Here is a 14729-nt window from a genome sequence, read left to right as displayed (position 1 = left end):
ACAACAAATTAGCTCCCGCTCAGCGGTGCTTCGGTCTCTTTTTGGTAACACTTGTCTGGACCAATGGTTCGGCCGTCACGCCGATCTCCACGGTCGAGTGACGTTCGCGCGGGGCATTTTCGCCGGTCCCGGCGCGGGGTAAGGATGTTTGCATGCTGGACACGGAAGTCCTGTCGCGGACGCCGCCGCGAGCGCTCGACGTCGTCACGCCGCTCGGTGACGTGCGGTTCGCCGTCCGCGTCGGGGGCTGGGACGTGCCCGCGACACCCGACCACACCTGGGGGCTCGGCTCCGGGGCGGCGCGGCTGTGCCGGTGGCGGCACCGGTCCGTGCGGCTCGACGTGGTCTCCGGGGCCACCGCACCCGAGCAGCCCGGTGTCATCCGGGAGACGCTGATCTTCCGGGTGCTGGCCCGGGAACCGCTCAGCGAGTTCGCCGTGCAGGCCGAGCTCACCGACCCGCCGGCGGAGACCCGCGGTGGTGATGGCGCCTTCACCGTGGAGACCGCCGACGCCGCGGTGAGCGTCGGCGGTCCCGGCGCCGAGATGCTGCGGTACTGCTCGAGGATCGGGCAGCACGTGCCGCCGTACTGGTCGGCGCAGCTGACCGGCGCCGTCGAGCTCGACGGCGCACGGCTCACCTGGCAGCTGCCCGCCGTCGACCGCGGGGACTACGCCGAGCTGTGGGTGTCCGCCGCCTGGAGTGCGGCGGGCGGGGACCCGGGCCGCGCCGTCGACATCGACCCGGCCCGCGTACTGCGCGAGCTGACCCAGTGACACCCGGTCCGGATCCGGCGCCGCCGCCCGGTCGTTGCCGAGCCGGATCGAGTTGGCGCCCGCGTTCAGCGTCACCGGGACCGAAGTGGTGTACGGCGTGCTGTTGCCGGCGCCGCTGACACGCGGTAGTCGCTGTCGCGCACGGACCAGGTAGCCGTCCGATCTGTCACATCGTCGCCTTGGGATACGTCAGGGTGGTGACGTACGCGAAAGGACGAGCCCGTGAACGACGATCTCTTGGCCCGCAGCTTCGAGACCCACCGAGACCACCTCCGGTCCGTCGCCTACCGGATGCTGGGTTCGCTGACCGAAGCCGAGGACGCCGTCCAGGAGTCGTGGCTGCGGCTGAGCCGGAGCGACTCGGCCGCCGTCGAGAACCTGGGTGGCTGGCTGACGACGGTCGTCGGGCGCGTCTGCCTCGACATGCTGCGCTCGCGCAAGGCCCGGCGCGAGGAGCCGTGGGACGGCCTGGTGCCCGACCCGATCGTCAGCCGCGACGAAGCCGGGCCCGAGCACGAGGCGCTGATGGCGGACTCGGTCGGCCTCGCGCTGCTGGTCGTGCTCGACACGCTCACCCCGGGCGAGCGGCTGGCGTTCGTGCTGCGGGACATGTTCGCGATGCCGTTCGAGGAGATCGCCCCGATCGTCGGCCGCTCCGAAGCGGCGACCCGGCAGCTGGCGAGTCGCGCCCGGCGGCGGGTCCAGGGCGCTCCGGTCGCGCCGGACCCGGACCTGTCCCGCCAGCGCGAAGTCGTCGACGCCTTCCTGGCGGCGGCCCGCGGCGGCGACTTCGACGCGCTGGTCTCGGTCCTCGACCCGGAGGTCGTGCTGCGCGCCGACCGCGGCGCGGCCCTGGGCGGCTCGATCGAGGTCCGCGGCCCGTCGGCGGTGGCGAACCAGGCGCTGACGTTCTCGCGGCTCGGCGCGGGCGGCGGCGTGGTCCGCCGGGCCCTGGTCAACGGCGCGGCGGGCGTGGTCGGCACCCGGGACGGCCGGCCGTTCTCGGTGCTGGGCTTCACGGTGGCCGGCGGGCGGATCGTGGAGATCGACATCCTCGCCGACCCCGACCGCCTCAGCCGGCTGGACCTGGCGGTGCTCGACTGACTCCCGGCGCAGTGAATGACTCATTCCTGGCGTTGGGCGCAAGGAATGAGTCATTCACTGCGTGCGAACCCCCGCCGGCGGAACCGTTCACGGCGTTTCCGGGACCACCGCACCCCGCTCGTCGGTCACCAAGGCGACGCCGTCGGCCGCGTCGAAGTGCAGGTACTGGCGCCGGCCGTCCGGGTAACCGCGGACCGTGCCCGCCACCACGACCACCAGCTCGCCGTCCTCGACCGCGTACAGGTCGTCCGGGCTCAGGACCTCGCGGATGCGCGTGCCGTTGGTGACCAGCGTGCGAACCCGGCGGCCCGTGTGGTCGTAGCCGTACAGCGTGTTCACCCCGTCGTCGCCGTGGACTCCGCGCAGGCGGCCGAACGCGTCGTGGATCTCGCTGCCCGCCCGCGGTTCCGCGGGGGCGCGGAGCGCGACTTCGTGCAGCAAGCCGCCCGGGCCCGTGATGACGTGCTTCGGCGAGAAGTGCTCGCTGACGCCGTTCGCGTAGTGCACCGCCGTGCGACGTCCGTGCAGGTCGTACTGGACGGCGTCGACGAACCCGGGCACGCTCACCAGCCGCCCGACCTCGTCGTACTGGTGGCGGACGGTCAGCCGCCCGTCGCCCGCGTCGGGGTAGACCACTTCGGACAGTCGCCCGTCCGCGCGGCGCACGACGTCCAGCCGGTACTCGACGGCCACGTGCGCGGGCCGCCAGCGCCGTTCGACCGGGTGGCCGTGCGCGTCGTAACCGAACAGCGTCACGCCGGATTCGTCGGCGACGCGCACCAGCCGCCCGCAGCTGTGCGGCCCCGCTTCGAGCGGCACCGGGAGCCCGCCGTCGTGGTAGGTGAACTTCGTGACCGGGGTGCCGCCCGGATCGTCGACCAGCACCGCAACCACCCGGTCGGCCGCGTCGTGCACGCGGTACACCGTGTGGCCGCCCGCGGTCCGCGTCTCCACCGGGTTGCCGGCCGCGTCCCGCGCGTGCACGACGCCGTCCGCGTCGCGGATCTCCCGGCCGAGCAGGTCTCGGACACTCTCGGCCACCGCGTCGTCCGATGTGGACGTCCCGAGTGGACGGCCGAGCGCGTCGTAGCGGAACTCCTCCGGCGCGATCGGGGGATAGCCGTCGCGGAACGCGCGGCTCGTCCGGCACACCAGGCCGCGCGCGCAGTACTCGTGGTGCTCGTCGACGACGTCGCCGAGCAGCTCGGCGTGCCGGCGCCGCAGCAGCCGGCCCGCGCCGTCGCGCAGCTCCGACGTCACGATCACCTCCGCCTCGCCGGACACCGCCCGCTGCTCGGTGGTGATCCGCGTCCCCTCGTAGCGGTACCGGACGGTCGGCAGCTCCGCCGAGTCGCCCGGCCGCACCACGGTTTCGGGGCGCCCCAGCGGATCGAGGGTCACCGTGGTCACCGCGCCCGCCGGATCGGTCACCTCGCACACGCGGGCCGTGCGGACGTCGTAGCGCGCCGACGTCACGTTCCCGAGCGGGTCGACGGCGACCTCGGGGAAGCACCGGTCGGCGGAGTAGCGCACCTCGTGGGTGTGGCCGTGCGGGCCGGTCGTCGTGGTGCGCAGCCCGGCGACCGTGTCGAGCCGGCCGTGGAACGTCGTCGTCCACCAGCCGTCCTCACCGGGGCGGCGGTGGTAACCGTGGTGGCGGAAGTCCGGCAGGATCGGGCCGTAGACGTCGGCGACGAGCGCGTCGGTGAGCACCAGCTCCTCCTGCGCGGTCAGCAGGCCGTGGGTCCCGGCGCTGCCGTCGGGCCGCTCGTCGTAGCGGAATACCTTGTCCGACAACACTTTTCCGCCACCGTCCAGCTCGCGCACGCGGGCGGGCAGGGCGACGAACCGGCGCTCGGGGGCGGTCGCGTAGGTCGTGCGCGTCTGGCGGACCACCGGTTCGCGCCCGGGCCGCTTGGTGGTCTCCACCTCCCGGGTCGGGTTGCCGTCGGTGTCGAAGGCCGTCTCCGTCGTGGTGACCGACACCGGCCGCTCCCGGCGCTCGAACACGGTCACCACCGAGCGCGTCCACTTGGGACGGCGAGCGTGCTCCACCCGGCGGTAGGGCCGGTCCTGCTCGGGGGAGCCGTCGAGGCCGTAGGTCTCTTCCTTGTCGAGCAGGCCACCGTCGCCGAACCAGCGGACGGTCCGCAGCGTGGGCGCGTACTCGTCGCCGAGCTCGTCCTGGACGACGCGGCCGAACCCGGTGGTGCGCCGGTCGTGGTATTCGAGCTCGGTCACGCCCGTCTGCCCGGTGGCCGTTTCGCGCCGCGTGACGCGCCGGACGACCGGGACCGACTCGACGGTCGCGTACTCGACCGACGTGTGCAGCCCGATCCCGTTGTCGATCTCGCTCAGCCACCCGGTGCGCGGGAAGTCGGCGGGCTCCGGGGAGAAGTAGGACACGACGTCGTCGAGCAGCAGCACACCGCCGCCGGTCCGGGCCTTCGCGGCGACCTGAACCCGCTGCGGGGCCGGCGGTTCCGTGCGGGCGTAGGCCAGCCGCAGCGCCGGCGCGGCCGCCTCGGCGCCGTGCACGTCGAACCCGGTAAGCCCGATCGACGTCAGCAGGGACGCGCCGGTGACTTCGTCTTCGTCGTAGCCGAAGCGCCACCGCCGGACCAGCGGCCGCGCGTCCCCGGGCACCCGCAGGTCGGCCCGGGCGCACCGCAGCGCCGTCGTCACGAGGGTGCCGCCGCGGCCCCAGCGCAGGACGTCCGGCCGCGGTTCGTAGGTGAAATCCACTTCGTACGGTCCGTAGGCCACGCGCGCGAGGTACGCCTGGCCGCTGTGGTGGACCCAGTCGAACGCCGCGGTGTTGCCGAACGCGTCCTCGGTCCGTTCGAGGTACCAGGCGGACCCCGCGGACCGGCCGCCGTCGGTCGTCCCCAGGACGTGGCGGATCCCCGATCGGGTGGTCAGCACGAAGCCGTCGCCCCGGCGGCTGAGCCGGCCCTCGGCGCCGGAGCGCGCTTGGCCGCCGGCCAGCCGGACGTGCGGCAGCGGCAACGCGAACCCACCGCCGAAGGCGCCGTTCGCCGCGGCGGTGGTGTAGCGCAGCGCCAGCGCGGGTGCGAGGCCACCGGGACCCGGCGGCAGGTCGAGCGGCATAGTGAAGCTGCCCCCGCCGGTCGCGGGTTCCGGGGTGAACGCGCCGCCCAGCGCCCGCACCGGCGCGGGCCGGCCTGCCTCCTGCGCGCTCACCCGGAGCGGAACCATGCTGATCTCCCCGACTCGATTCGTGACTTCGGACGGCCAAGTGGGTGAGGCGGGGGCGCCAGATACGTCGTCACCCGTTTGCTTCGTCCGTTACCCATTCGTGACGTCCGTGTCGTATCCCGGTGGCGGCTCACCGGTCTTTCCCGGGTGCCATCAGTGATCAATGGCGGAGGGTGGACCCGATGGTCGTCAAGTTCGTGCGGGACGAGACCGCGGAAGCTGAAGTCTTTTCGGAGGACGCGAGCACGCTCAACGAGCTCCCGACCCCGCCCAGACAATTGCTCGACCGGCACGGCGCGCGAGTGCTCGACCCGGCGACGGCGGTCGTCGCCGCCGGGCAGCCGGTCCCTCGCACCACTGTCTACCGGCCGGGCACCTTCCTGCTTCCCCACCGGTACCTGCGCGACCAGGAGACCCTGGCCGCGATCAACCGCGTGCTCGGCCGCATCGGCATCTACGCCGAGCCGGCCGACCGCGGCGGCGACAGCAAGGCGCTCGCCCGCGTCCGGCAGCTCGACGACCTGCCCGTCCGCGCCCTGCTGCACGTCCGCGAGGACTCCGACCCCGTCGTCGTCGACTGCTGGAAGGCCCTGCAGCTGCTGCGGTCGGCCGCTGCCGGCGAGAAGCCCGAGATCGACCCGGAGATCGTCCGGCACGTCTCCGTCGAGCACCTGCTGTTCACCTCGCCGGTGTTCGGTGGCGTGCCGTGGGAGACCAGCGGTCTCGGTGGCACGCCGTGGGAGACCAGCGGGTTCGGCGCGGGCAGCTCGTACGGGCGCACGCACGGGGCCAACCGGATCCCGGTGACGCTCGCCGCGGACCCGCCGTTCCGCAGCGAGAAGCCCGCGCAGCGGCGGCCGGTCGTCGCGGTGCTCGACACCGGCATCGGCCCGCACCGCTGGTTCGGGCTGGCCGACCGCAGCGGCCCGCCGCCCGCCGGCTCCGGCCTCACCGTCGCCCCCGACATCCAGGCCGCGATCCTGCAGGCTCAGCAGGACGCGGGCACCACGCTGCCGACCCAGTTGCTCACCGACTACTGGGACGCGCCGACGACCGGCCAGCCGCTGATCGGCGACGTCGACACCGACACCGGGCACGGCCTGTTCATCGCCGGCATCATCCGGCAGGCCTGCCCCGAAGCCGACACCCTCGCGATCCGCGTCGTGCACAGCGACGGCGTCGCGTACGAGGCCGACGTGCTGCTGGCGCTGCACCTGCTGGCCGACCGCGTCCGGAACGCGCAGGCGAACAACCGGCCCGAGGACATGGTCGACGTCGTCTCCCTCTCGATGGGCTACTACGTCGAAGACCCGGCGGACGTCGCCTTCACCGGCCAGTTCGGCGCGGCGATCGCGGACCTGCTCGGCCTCGGCGTGCTCGTCGTCGCGGCCGCCGGCAACGACGCGACCACCCGCCGCTTCTACCCGGCGGCCTTCGCCGACCAGCCGCTCGGCGGCGGCTGCGGCCCGCAGGTGATCAGCGTCGGCGCGCTCAACCCGGACGTCGGCACCAGCAAGGCGCTGTTCTCCAACGAAGGCCCGTGGGTGACGTGCTGGGCGACCGGCGCCGGCGTCGTCAGCACCTACCCGGCCGACGTCCGCGGCAGCGCGGCCGCCGACCACGAGCTGCCCGGCCGCAACTCCTTCGACCCGGACGACTACAGCGCCGGCTTCGCGGTCTGGGACGGGACGTCGTTCGCGGCGCCGCTCGCCGCCGCCGAGATCGCCAAGGCCCTGTTCCAGTCCGGCGACCTGGCCACGGTCGACCGCGACACCGTCGTCAAGCGCGCTTGGAGCGCGCTGGGCTCGCTGTGACCGTGGCCAAGACCGACCACAGCCGGGTAGCGGCACTGTTCGACGCCGCGCGGGAGGGCGACCGCGCGGCGCTGGACGAACTGGTTTCCCTGCTCACGCCGCTGCTCTGGCAGGTCGCGCGGGATCAGGGTCTGGACGCCGATCAGGCCGCCGACGTCGTGCAGACGACGTGGCTGCGCCTGCTCGGTTCGTTCGCGGAGATCCGCTCGCCGGTCGCGCTGACCGGCTGGCTGATCACCGTGACCAAGCGGGAAGCCTGGCGCACGGGGGAAAAGCGCCAGGTGGAGCGGCCGCTGCCGGAGCTTCCGGAGCGGCTGTCCGAAGCGTCACCGGCACCCGAGGAGGGGGTGCTGCGCGACGACCAGCGCGCTCGTTTGTGGCGTGCGGTCGACGCACTGCCCGAACGCTGCCGCAGCCTGCTGCGGATCGTGGCGTTCGTGCACCGGCCGGACTACGCCGAAGTGGGCGCCCGGCTGGGAATGCCGAGGGGGAGTATCGGCCCGACCAGGGGACGTTGCCTCGCGCGCCTGCGCGAGCAGCTACTCGCCAACGGCGAAGGAGATTGGCTGTGACCACCGTCGAACCACCCGGCGCGAACGAGCCCTTGGACGAGCTCGACTTCCGGTTGCTGACCGGACTGCGCGAGCTGTGGGAAGACGCCGACCCGATGCCCGAAACGCTGGTGGAGCAGATCCGCTTCGCGATCCAGCTGGAGGACGTCGATCTCGAAGTGATGCGGATCCGGGAACAGGAGGGGCTCGCCGTCACGCGCAGTGCGGCCGAGCAGGGCCGGCTCATCACGTTCGACAGCGAAAGCCTGACGATCATGGTGAACGTGAGCCACGAGCCGGGCGGGACGATCCGCCTGGACGGCTGGCTCACGCCACCGGCCGAGCACCCGATCGAGGTCCGCACCGCGAACGGCCCCTTGACGACCACTTCGGACGCCGAGGGGCGGTTCGCGGTGAACGGGGTGCCGCACGGGATGGTGCAGGTGCTGGTGCGGACCCTGGGCCGCTCGAGGACGGTGAGCACCCCGGCCATCGAACTCTGACGCGGTTGCTCACCGGATACCGCGCCCCGGCGTGAAAAACCGCCCACCCGGCAAGAACTCCCGGACCGGCCGGGCCCGGAGGTACGATCCGGGACGTCCTTCTCAGCCGAGGGGGACGGCCCCGGCCGGGAGGGCAGCCTGTGGTCGCGTCGCCGAGGGCGGAAGACCGGGTGCGCGACCTGCATCGGCGTGCGGTCGCGGCGACCAACAACGGCCAGCCCGTCGTGGGCGGCCGCCTGATCCGGTCCGCCGCGCGGCTTCTCGGCCTGCCCGCCACCGAACCGCCGCCGGACTGGCCGGCGTGGCCCGACCTCGCCACGCGCGTGCTCGGCACGTACGCCGCGGTCGAAACCGCGCTGGGCAACAGCACCCGGGGGCTCGCGCTGCTCGACGAAGCCGACGTCCTGGTGTCCGACGCCGGGCGCGGGATCCTGCGCCAGCAACGGGGTCTCGTCCTCATCCTGATCGGCCGGATGGACGAGGCCCTGACGTGCTTCGACGAAGCGGTCCCGCTGCTGCGGCAGGCCGGCGAGTTCGTCGTGCTCGCCCGCACGCTGCTCAACCGCGCCATGCTGCACCAGTACGCCGGGCGCGTCCGGCTCGCGCTCGCCGACCTCGACCAGTGCGAGCAGATCGGCGCCGGCCAGGCTTCGGAAGAAGGCCTGGAGCGGATCTTCGCCAAAGCGGCGCACGGACGCGGCCAGGCGCGCGTGCTCACCGGCGACATCCCGGGTGCCCTGCGGGACTTCGACGCGGCGAGCGGGTTCTACGCCGAACAGAGCGTCGGGATGCTGCCGGTGCTGGCCGTCGACAAGGCCCGCGCGCTGCTCGCCGCCGGGGTGCCGCAGGAAGCCGCCGCCGAACTCGACGCGGCGCTGGAGCAGTTCCCGCGCCTGCGGATGAACCAGGAACACGCCGAAGCCGAGCTGACGCGCGCCTTGGCCGCGCTCGCGAGCGGCGATCCGGCGGCCGCGCGGAGCTGGGCCGGGCGCGCCGAACGCCGCTTTCGCCGCCGCGGCAACGAAACCTGGGCGGCGGTCGCCCAGCTGACCGTGCTGCGCGCGGACTTCGCGGCCGGACGGCGGATCGCGCGCGTCGCCGCCGAAGCGACCGCGCTGGCCGGCCGGCTCACCGGGCTGGGCCTGCGCAACGACGCCGAAATCGCCGCGCTGCTCGCCGCCCGTGCGCGCATCGCCCTGGGCGACCTCGACGGCGCCCGCACCGGCATCGCCCCGCGCGACCGCCGGGCCGCGCCGCTGGAAAACCGCCTGGTCCGGCGGCTCGCGCTGGCCGAACTCGGTGCCGCGAGCGGTGACCGGCGCATCACCTTCGCCAACGCGCGCGCCGGATTGGCGCAGCTGGAACGGCACCGCGGCCGCTTCGGCAGCATCGACCTGCAGACCGCGACGACGTCACTCGGCAAGGAACTCGCCGACGCCGGCCTCGCCGCCGCGCTGGCCCAGCGCTCGCCCGGCGTCGTCTTCCGGTGGCTCGACCGCTCGCGCGCGCAGGCGTTCCGGTTCCGGCCGGTGCGGCCGCCCGCGCACCCGGAGACCGTCGACGCCGTCGCCGAGCTGCGGTACCTCTCGATGCAGATCCGCGCGGGCGAGCTGTCCGGGAAGCCGGACACCCAGGCCGTGAAGCGGTGTGCCGCCCTGGAACGCGAGATCCGGGCCAAGGGCTGGCAGGCCGAGGGCACCGACGTGGACCACCCGGAGGCGCGGCTGCGCGAGGTCGGCGACGAGCTCGCCGAAACCGGCAGCGCGCTGGTCTGCTTCCTCGCCGACCACGGCGCGCTGTGCGCGCAGGTGATCGCGAACCACAGGGTCGCGCTGATCGAGCTCGGCCCGGCGTCGGCCGTCGCCGAACCGGTCGCGCGGCTGCACAGCGACCTCGACGCCTTGTGCGGGCGCCAGCTCCCCGCCCAGCTCGACCGGGTCATCCGCCGTTCGGTGCGGACGCAGGTCACCGCACTGGACGGGATCCTGCTGGCGCCACTGGCTTCCCGGCTCGGCGACCTCGACGTCGTCGTCGTGCCGACGGGCGCGCTTTCGGCGATCCCGTGGGGGCTGCTGCCCACGGTGCGCGGCCGCCCGGTGACCGTCACGCCGTCGTCGTCGGCCTGGCTCGACGCGGGCCGCCGTCCGCGCCGCGCGGCCGGGGCACCGCTGCTGGTGGCGGGCTCGGACCTGACCCACGCGGAAACCGAGGTCTCCCTGCTGGCGCCGTTCTACCCGGAGGCCGAGGTGCTGACCGGGCCGGACGCGACGGTCGCGGCGACGCTCAAGGCGTTCGACGGCTGCCGCCTCGCGCACTTCGCCGCCCACGGCCACCACGAACAGGAGAACGTGTTGTTCTCCCGGCTGAACCTGGCCGACGGGCCGCTGATGGCGTACGACGTCCAGCAGCTTTCGACGGCGCCGGAGCAGGTGGTGCTGTCGTCGTGCGACGTCGGTCAGGCGGTGGTCCGCGACGGCGACGAGGTCCTCGGCTTCACGGCGGCGTTGCTCTACGGCGGGAGCCGGACGGTCGTGTCGAGCGTGGCGCGGGTCGACGACCGGACGGCCGGCGGCGTGATGCTGGCCTACCACCGGGCGCTCTCGTCGGGCACGCCTCCCGCGCGGGCCCTGGCCGACGCGGCCCAGGCGGAACCGCTGATGCCGTTCGTGTGCTTCGGCCGTGGTTGACAATTGTCTTGACGTCTGACGTCGCCGTGGGTTGCTTTCTGGTGATCGACCCCATCGCGGCGCATCCCCGGAGGGCCGCCGGGCATCTTTCCCAGTGAGTCCAGTTGATCACGGCACGAGGGAGGATGACCATGAAGCGAACTGGTATCGCGCTGATCGTCGGGGGTCTGACGGCGGGCGGGGTGGTCCTGACGGCCGGGGCCGCGAACGCCATGCCGAGCGACACGCTGTGCGCGGCGTCGGACGTGCACGTGACGGTGGCGCCCGACACGTCGCACGCCGCCGGGCACGAGGCCTACGTCCTCACCTACACCGCGGCTTCGCCGACGACGAACTGCAAGCTCGAGGGCGCGCCGACGGCGTTGACCTTCATCGCCGGCGGGCAGCGGCTGCCGGTCACCGCGACGCCGGACGGTTCGGAGGCGGTCCCGGTGAACCTGCGTTCCGGGCACCCGGCCGTGTCGCGGATCGTGCAGCGCTCGGCGGCGGCGCCTTCGGCCGCGCCGAACTTCGTGACGTTCGACCTGCCGACCGGGCCGTACGGCCAGCCGGTGAGCGTCGAGTGGCCGGCGGGGGCGCCGCTGAAGGGCGACACCGTGCGGGTCACGCCGGTCAGCAGCTGAGCTTTTCCGACACCGGGAGGAATGTCATGAAGCGCATCTTGATGGGGATCGGCACGGTGGCGGGGACCTTCGCGCTGGCGGCGTGCGGGACTTCGACGGCGGCTACTTCCGCGGCTCCCACGCCGGCGGCCGGCGGGTCCGGGGGCGGGGTGGCCCCGGCGGCGGTGAGCACGCCGCGCTGCACGACGGCGGACCTGGAGGTCCTGCTGGGCAAGCCGGCCGAGAAGACCGACGCGCCGGGTCAGGTCGACATCCCGCTGACCTACCGCAACACCTCGGACCACACGTGCGGCCTGTACGGCGTACCGGGCGTCGACCTGGTCGGCCCGGACGACGCGACGTTCGGCCCGGTGTACCACCTGCCGCGCGTCGACAACGGCGTGAAGTACAACGAGGTGCCCGCGGGGACGACGGCGTCGGCGACGATCACGGTGCTGACCCCGGCCGAGGGCGGCGCGTCGTGGACGCCGACAAGGCTGAACACGATCCCGCCGGGCCAGACTTCGCCGCTGACCGCGGAGTGGCCGGCCGACCTCCCGGTGCTGCGCCAGGACGCGGCGACCCACCCGGGCTCGTACGTGAACGGCATCCTCGCCGACCCGGCCTAGAGCGGCTTTCGTCACTCGATCGGGTGAAGCCGCGGGTCGCGCGTCATTCCTGGCGTGGGGGCCCCTCTTCCTCCATGCGGCGGTAACCGGCCGGCACGCCCCCCGACCGGCCGGTTACCGCTGCGATGTCTGCTACTCACGGTGGAGCCGGAGACTTCCGCACCGTGGGAGACCCGAACGGCCGTCCGGCCTCCTACCGTCGACTGCGTGACGCTCGAAAAGTGGGAGGCGGTGCGCGCCGCGCTGCCGGAGACCGGCGCCCGGTTCGCGGACCTGGTGGCCGGCGTGCGGCACGGGGACGTGACGTCGCTCGGCGGGTGGACGATCGCCGAAACGGCGGCGCACGTCGGGATGATCGCGCTGATGTACACGTCGATGATCCGCGGCGACGGCGGCCCGCTGCCGCTGCCGGGCCTGAAGGAGCCGATCGGCACGGCCAGCGTCGACACGATCTCGGACATGAACGCGCTCGCGCTCGAGCTGTACCCGGAACGCGACCCCGCCCGGCTGGCCGAGCGGCTGCGCGCGGACATCGCTGAGGTGTTGCTGATCAGCGCGGACCTGGACCCGGAGAAGCCGGTGTGGTGGCTGGGCGGCTCGCGCGTGCCGGTCGCCGGCGTGCTCGCCCACCTGGTCAACGAAATGCTGCTGCACGGCCTCGACATCGCCCGGGCGACCCGGCGGCCATGGCCCATCCCCGCGGCCCACGAGGCGTTGTTCCTGGAGCTGTTCCTGTTCGGCATGGTGCGCAACGACATGGGCCGCCTGCTCGACGACGCGACACCGTCCCCACGCCGGATCGCGGTCGAGTTCCGGTCGGCGCACACTCGCCCGGCGGTGCTGGCACTGCGGCACGGGCAGTTGCGTTTCGAGGAACCGGACGGGACAGCGGACGTACGGCTGCGGTTCGACCCGGCGGTGCTGGTGCCGATGATGTTCGGCCGGATTTCCCGCACGCGGGCGGTTTTGAGCGGTGGCGTGCGGATCGGTGGACCGCGGCCGTGGCTGCTCCCGGCGTTCCTGCGGACCGTGCGGATGCCCTAGTTCAGCACCCGGTAGGTCAGGTGCGTCGCGTTCGGCGTCTCCTCGACGCCGGTGCGCTCGAGCTCGACGTGCGCACCGACCTCGGCGTCGAACAGCCGGACCCCGGAGCCGAACAGCAGTGGGACGACGTGCAGGCGCAGCTCGTCCACCACCCCGGCCAGCAGGTACTGCCGCAGGGTCGTGCCACCGCCCATCAGCACCACGTTCCCCTCGCCCGCCGCGGCTTTTGCTTGCCGCAGTGCGCTTTCCGGGCCCTCGGTGACGAACGTGAACGTCGTCGGGCCCTTGACCAAGGGCTCGCGCGGCCGGCTGGTGACGACGAAGACGGGCTTCTTGAAGGTGCCGTCGTCGCCCCACGGCTCCACACCCGCGTCGAACATCGTGCGGCCGACGACGAACGCGCCGGTGCCGTCGAAGAGCCGGGTGCTGACCGCGGCATCGGCGTCGGTGCCCTCGAACAGCCACTGGTGCAGCAGATCGCCGTCCTTGCCGAGGCGGTGCTCGGCGCTGGTGTCCGGGCCGGCGACGATTCCGTCCGCCGACATGCTGATCTCCGCGATGACTTTCCCCATGGGCCCACACCCTGCCACCGGATCAGGCGGAGAACCAGCCGTCGCCCCATTCGGCGTCGCGGGCGGCGCGGTATCTCGGGCCCTGCTTCTTCGAGACCGCCACGCCCGGCTTGAGCCCTTCCGAAGACGTGCACAGGTCCAGCGCCACCCAGCCCTTGTGCTTCTTCGGGTGCCGGATGATCCGCGCGTCCGGACGCTCCGGCGCCGTCCGCGACGCGACGACGTACGCGAACTTCTCGTCCTCGAACCCGAGGGTGGCCGCCTTGAGCCGCCGGTGCAGGCCCGACCGCGGCAGCCGCGCGGAGAAGTGGCACCAGTCCTCGCCGGGCACGATCGGGCAGGCGGCGTCGTGCGGGCACGGCGCGACGACGTGCAGGCCCAGCTCGATCAGCCGCGCGCGGGCGACGCGGATCCGTTCGTAGCCCGCGGGGGTGCCCGGCTCGATCAGCGCGACCGCGCCGGCTTTCGCCGCCAGCCAGCGCACGACGTCGTCGCGGGTGGCGTCCGGCAGTTCGCCGAGCACGTAGGACAGCGTGACGAGGTCGGCTTCGGGCGCGGGCGCGGCCGGGTCGACGAGCCCGCGCCGCCACTCGGCGTCCCGGACCGCCGCGTTCTTGGCCCCCGCGGCGAGCCGCTTGCCGAGGCCGATGGCGCCGGGGACCTGCTCCAGGACCGTGCAGCGAACCAGCGACGGCCACACGGTCGCGGCCGCCCAGACCGCGGCCCCGGTGCCACCACCCACGTCGACCTGCGTACGCGGCTCGAAGCCGGGCGCGCGCGAAGCGGCTTCGGCCAGCACAGCGTGTACGGCGGCGTAGGTGGCCGGCATCCGGTAGCCGGCGTACGCGGCGACGTCGGCTTCGGAGCTGAGGATGGGCGAGGTCGCCGCGTCACCCTGGCGGTAGCGCGTGCTGAGCCGGTCGACCGACTGCGCGAGCCGCGGCACGGGGTGCCGGGCCAGCTCGTCGTCGAGCGCGGAGGAGAGGTCGTCGGGGAGTACCGCCACGACGGCAGGTTAGCCGGGGCCTCACGGGGTCGACCGCTCGGTGTGAACGCAGTGAATGACTCATTCCTGGCATCCGGCGCCAGGAATGAGTCATTCACTGCATCGGAGACCGACTCGCCGGGGCCCGGCGCCCCCGCCTGTCCGAATTGCCCCGCTGACAGGACCCTGAGCTGCTAGTTTTCCGGCGCGAAAACTTTTTTGCCGGAGCTGTCGATCCGGGGC

General features: G+C 73.3%; 12 protein-coding genes. 9 read left to right on the top strand and 3 right to left on the bottom strand.

Features of this window, described 5'->3' with window-relative positions:
- Window positions 1-152 precede the first annotated feature (152 nt).
- Window positions 153-776 (top strand): hypothetical protein, encoded by a 624-nt coding sequence (locus AB0M83_RS14735; protein ID WP_364517096.1) that lies wholly within the window; start codon window positions 153-155, stop codon window positions 774-776.
- Window positions 777-998: 222 nt separating this feature from the next.
- A complete protein-coding gene (locus tag AB0M83_RS14730) occupies window positions 999-1880 on the top strand; it encodes a sigma-70 family RNA polymerase sigma factor (RefSeq protein ID WP_364517094.1) in 882 nt (293 codons plus the stop codon).
- An 87-nt stretch (window positions 1881-1967) separates the two neighbouring features.
- On the opposite strand, the gene AB0M83_RS14725 is transcribed toward AB0M83_RS14730, so the two are convergent.
- On the bottom strand, window positions 1968-5099 hold the full coding sequence (locus tag AB0M83_RS14725) for a SpvB/TcaC N-terminal domain-containing protein (RefSeq protein ID WP_364517092.1): 3132 nt from the start codon (window positions 5097-5099) through the stop codon (window positions 1968-1970).
- Window positions 5100-5281: 182 nt separating this feature from the next.
- On the opposite strand from AB0M83_RS14725, the gene AB0M83_RS14720 reads away from it, so the two are divergent.
- From AB0M83_RS14720 to AB0M83_RS14690, 7 genes are all read left to right on the top strand, one after another.
- Window positions 5282-6913, top strand: coding sequence for a S8 family serine peptidase (locus AB0M83_RS14720; RefSeq protein WP_364517090.1), 1632 nt, complete (start codon window positions 5282-5284; stop codon window positions 6911-6913).
- Window positions 6910-7485 carry a sigma-70 family RNA polymerase sigma factor gene (locus tag AB0M83_RS14715; protein WP_364517088.1) on the top strand — a complete coding sequence of 192 codons (576 nt, stop codon included), beginning with the start codon at window positions 6910-6912 and terminating at the stop codon, window positions 7483-7485. The genes AB0M83_RS14720 and AB0M83_RS14715 overlap by 4 nt, the downstream gene beginning before the upstream one ends.
- A complete protein-coding gene (locus AB0M83_RS14710) occupies window positions 7482-7967 on the top strand; it encodes a hypothetical protein (protein ID WP_364517086.1) in 486 nt (161 codons plus the stop codon). The genes AB0M83_RS14715 and AB0M83_RS14710 overlap by 4 nt, the downstream gene beginning before the upstream one ends.
- 170 nt (window positions 7968-8137) lie before the next feature.
- A complete protein-coding gene (locus AB0M83_RS14705) occupies window positions 8138-10654 on the top strand; it encodes a CHAT domain-containing tetratricopeptide repeat protein (protein WP_364517084.1) in 2517 nt (838 codons plus the stop codon).
- 131 nt (window positions 10655-10785) lie between these two features.
- A complete protein-coding gene (locus AB0M83_RS14700; RefSeq protein WP_364517082.1) occupies window positions 10786-11277 on the top strand; it encodes a DUF4232 domain-containing protein in 492 nt (163 codons plus the stop codon).
- 26 nt (window positions 11278-11303) lie between these two features.
- Window positions 11304-11885 (top strand): DUF4232 domain-containing protein, encoded by a 582-nt coding sequence (locus AB0M83_RS14695; protein ID WP_364517080.1) that lies wholly within the window; start codon window positions 11304-11306, stop codon window positions 11883-11885.
- A 207-nt stretch (window positions 11886-12092) separates the two neighbouring features.
- Window positions 12093-12929 (top strand): maleylpyruvate isomerase N-terminal domain-containing protein, encoded by an 837-nt coding sequence (locus AB0M83_RS14690; protein WP_364517078.1) that lies wholly within the window; start codon window positions 12093-12095, stop codon window positions 12927-12929.
- Here AB0M83_RS14690 and AB0M83_RS14685 read toward each other — a convergent pair.
- Window positions 12926-13501: a dihydrofolate reductase family protein gene (locus AB0M83_RS14685; protein ID WP_364517076.1), complete on the bottom strand. Its 576-nt coding sequence runs from the start codon at window positions 13499-13501 to the stop codon at window positions 12926-12928. The genes AB0M83_RS14690 and AB0M83_RS14685 overlap by 4 nt on opposite strands.
- 22 nt (window positions 13502-13523) lie before the next feature.
- Window positions 13524-14507 (bottom strand): small ribosomal subunit Rsm22 family protein, encoded by a 984-nt coding sequence (locus tag AB0M83_RS14680; protein ID WP_364517074.1) that lies wholly within the window; start codon window positions 14505-14507, stop codon window positions 13524-13526.
- Window positions 14508-14729: the final 222 nt, after the last annotated feature.

This window comes from Amycolatopsis sp. NPDC051106 (assembly GCF_040682775.1).
Taxonomy (GTDB): Bacteria; Actinomycetota; Actinomycetes; order Mycobacteriales; family Pseudonocardiaceae; genus Amycolatopsis.
The sequence above is the reverse complement of the archived record's forward strand: the minus strand, read 5'-3'. Positions and strand labels throughout refer to the sequence as shown.

Coding starts and splice junctions, on each gene's coding strand:
- AB0M83_RS14735 (WP_364517096.1), top strand. CDS start 153: ATGCTGGACACGGAAGTCCTGTCGCGGACGCCGCCGCGAGCGCTCGAC.
- AB0M83_RS14725 (WP_364517092.1), bottom strand. CDS start 5,099: ATGGTTCCGCTCCGGGTGAGCGCGCAGGAGGCAGGCCGGCCCGCGCCG.
- AB0M83_RS14720 (WP_364517090.1), top strand. CDS start 5,282: ATGGTCGTCAAGTTCGTGCGGGACGAGACCGCGGAAGCTGAAGTCTTT.
- AB0M83_RS14700 (WP_364517082.1), top strand. CDS start 10,786: ATGAAGCGAACTGGTATCGCGCTGATCGTCGGGGGTCTGACGGCGGGC.
- AB0M83_RS14695 (WP_364517080.1), top strand. CDS start 11,304: ATGAAGCGCATCTTGATGGGGATCGGCACGGTGGCGGGGACCTTCGCG.
- AB0M83_RS14685 (WP_364517076.1), bottom strand. CDS start 13,501: ATGGGGAAAGTCATCGCGGAGATCAGCATGTCGGCGGACGGAATCGTC.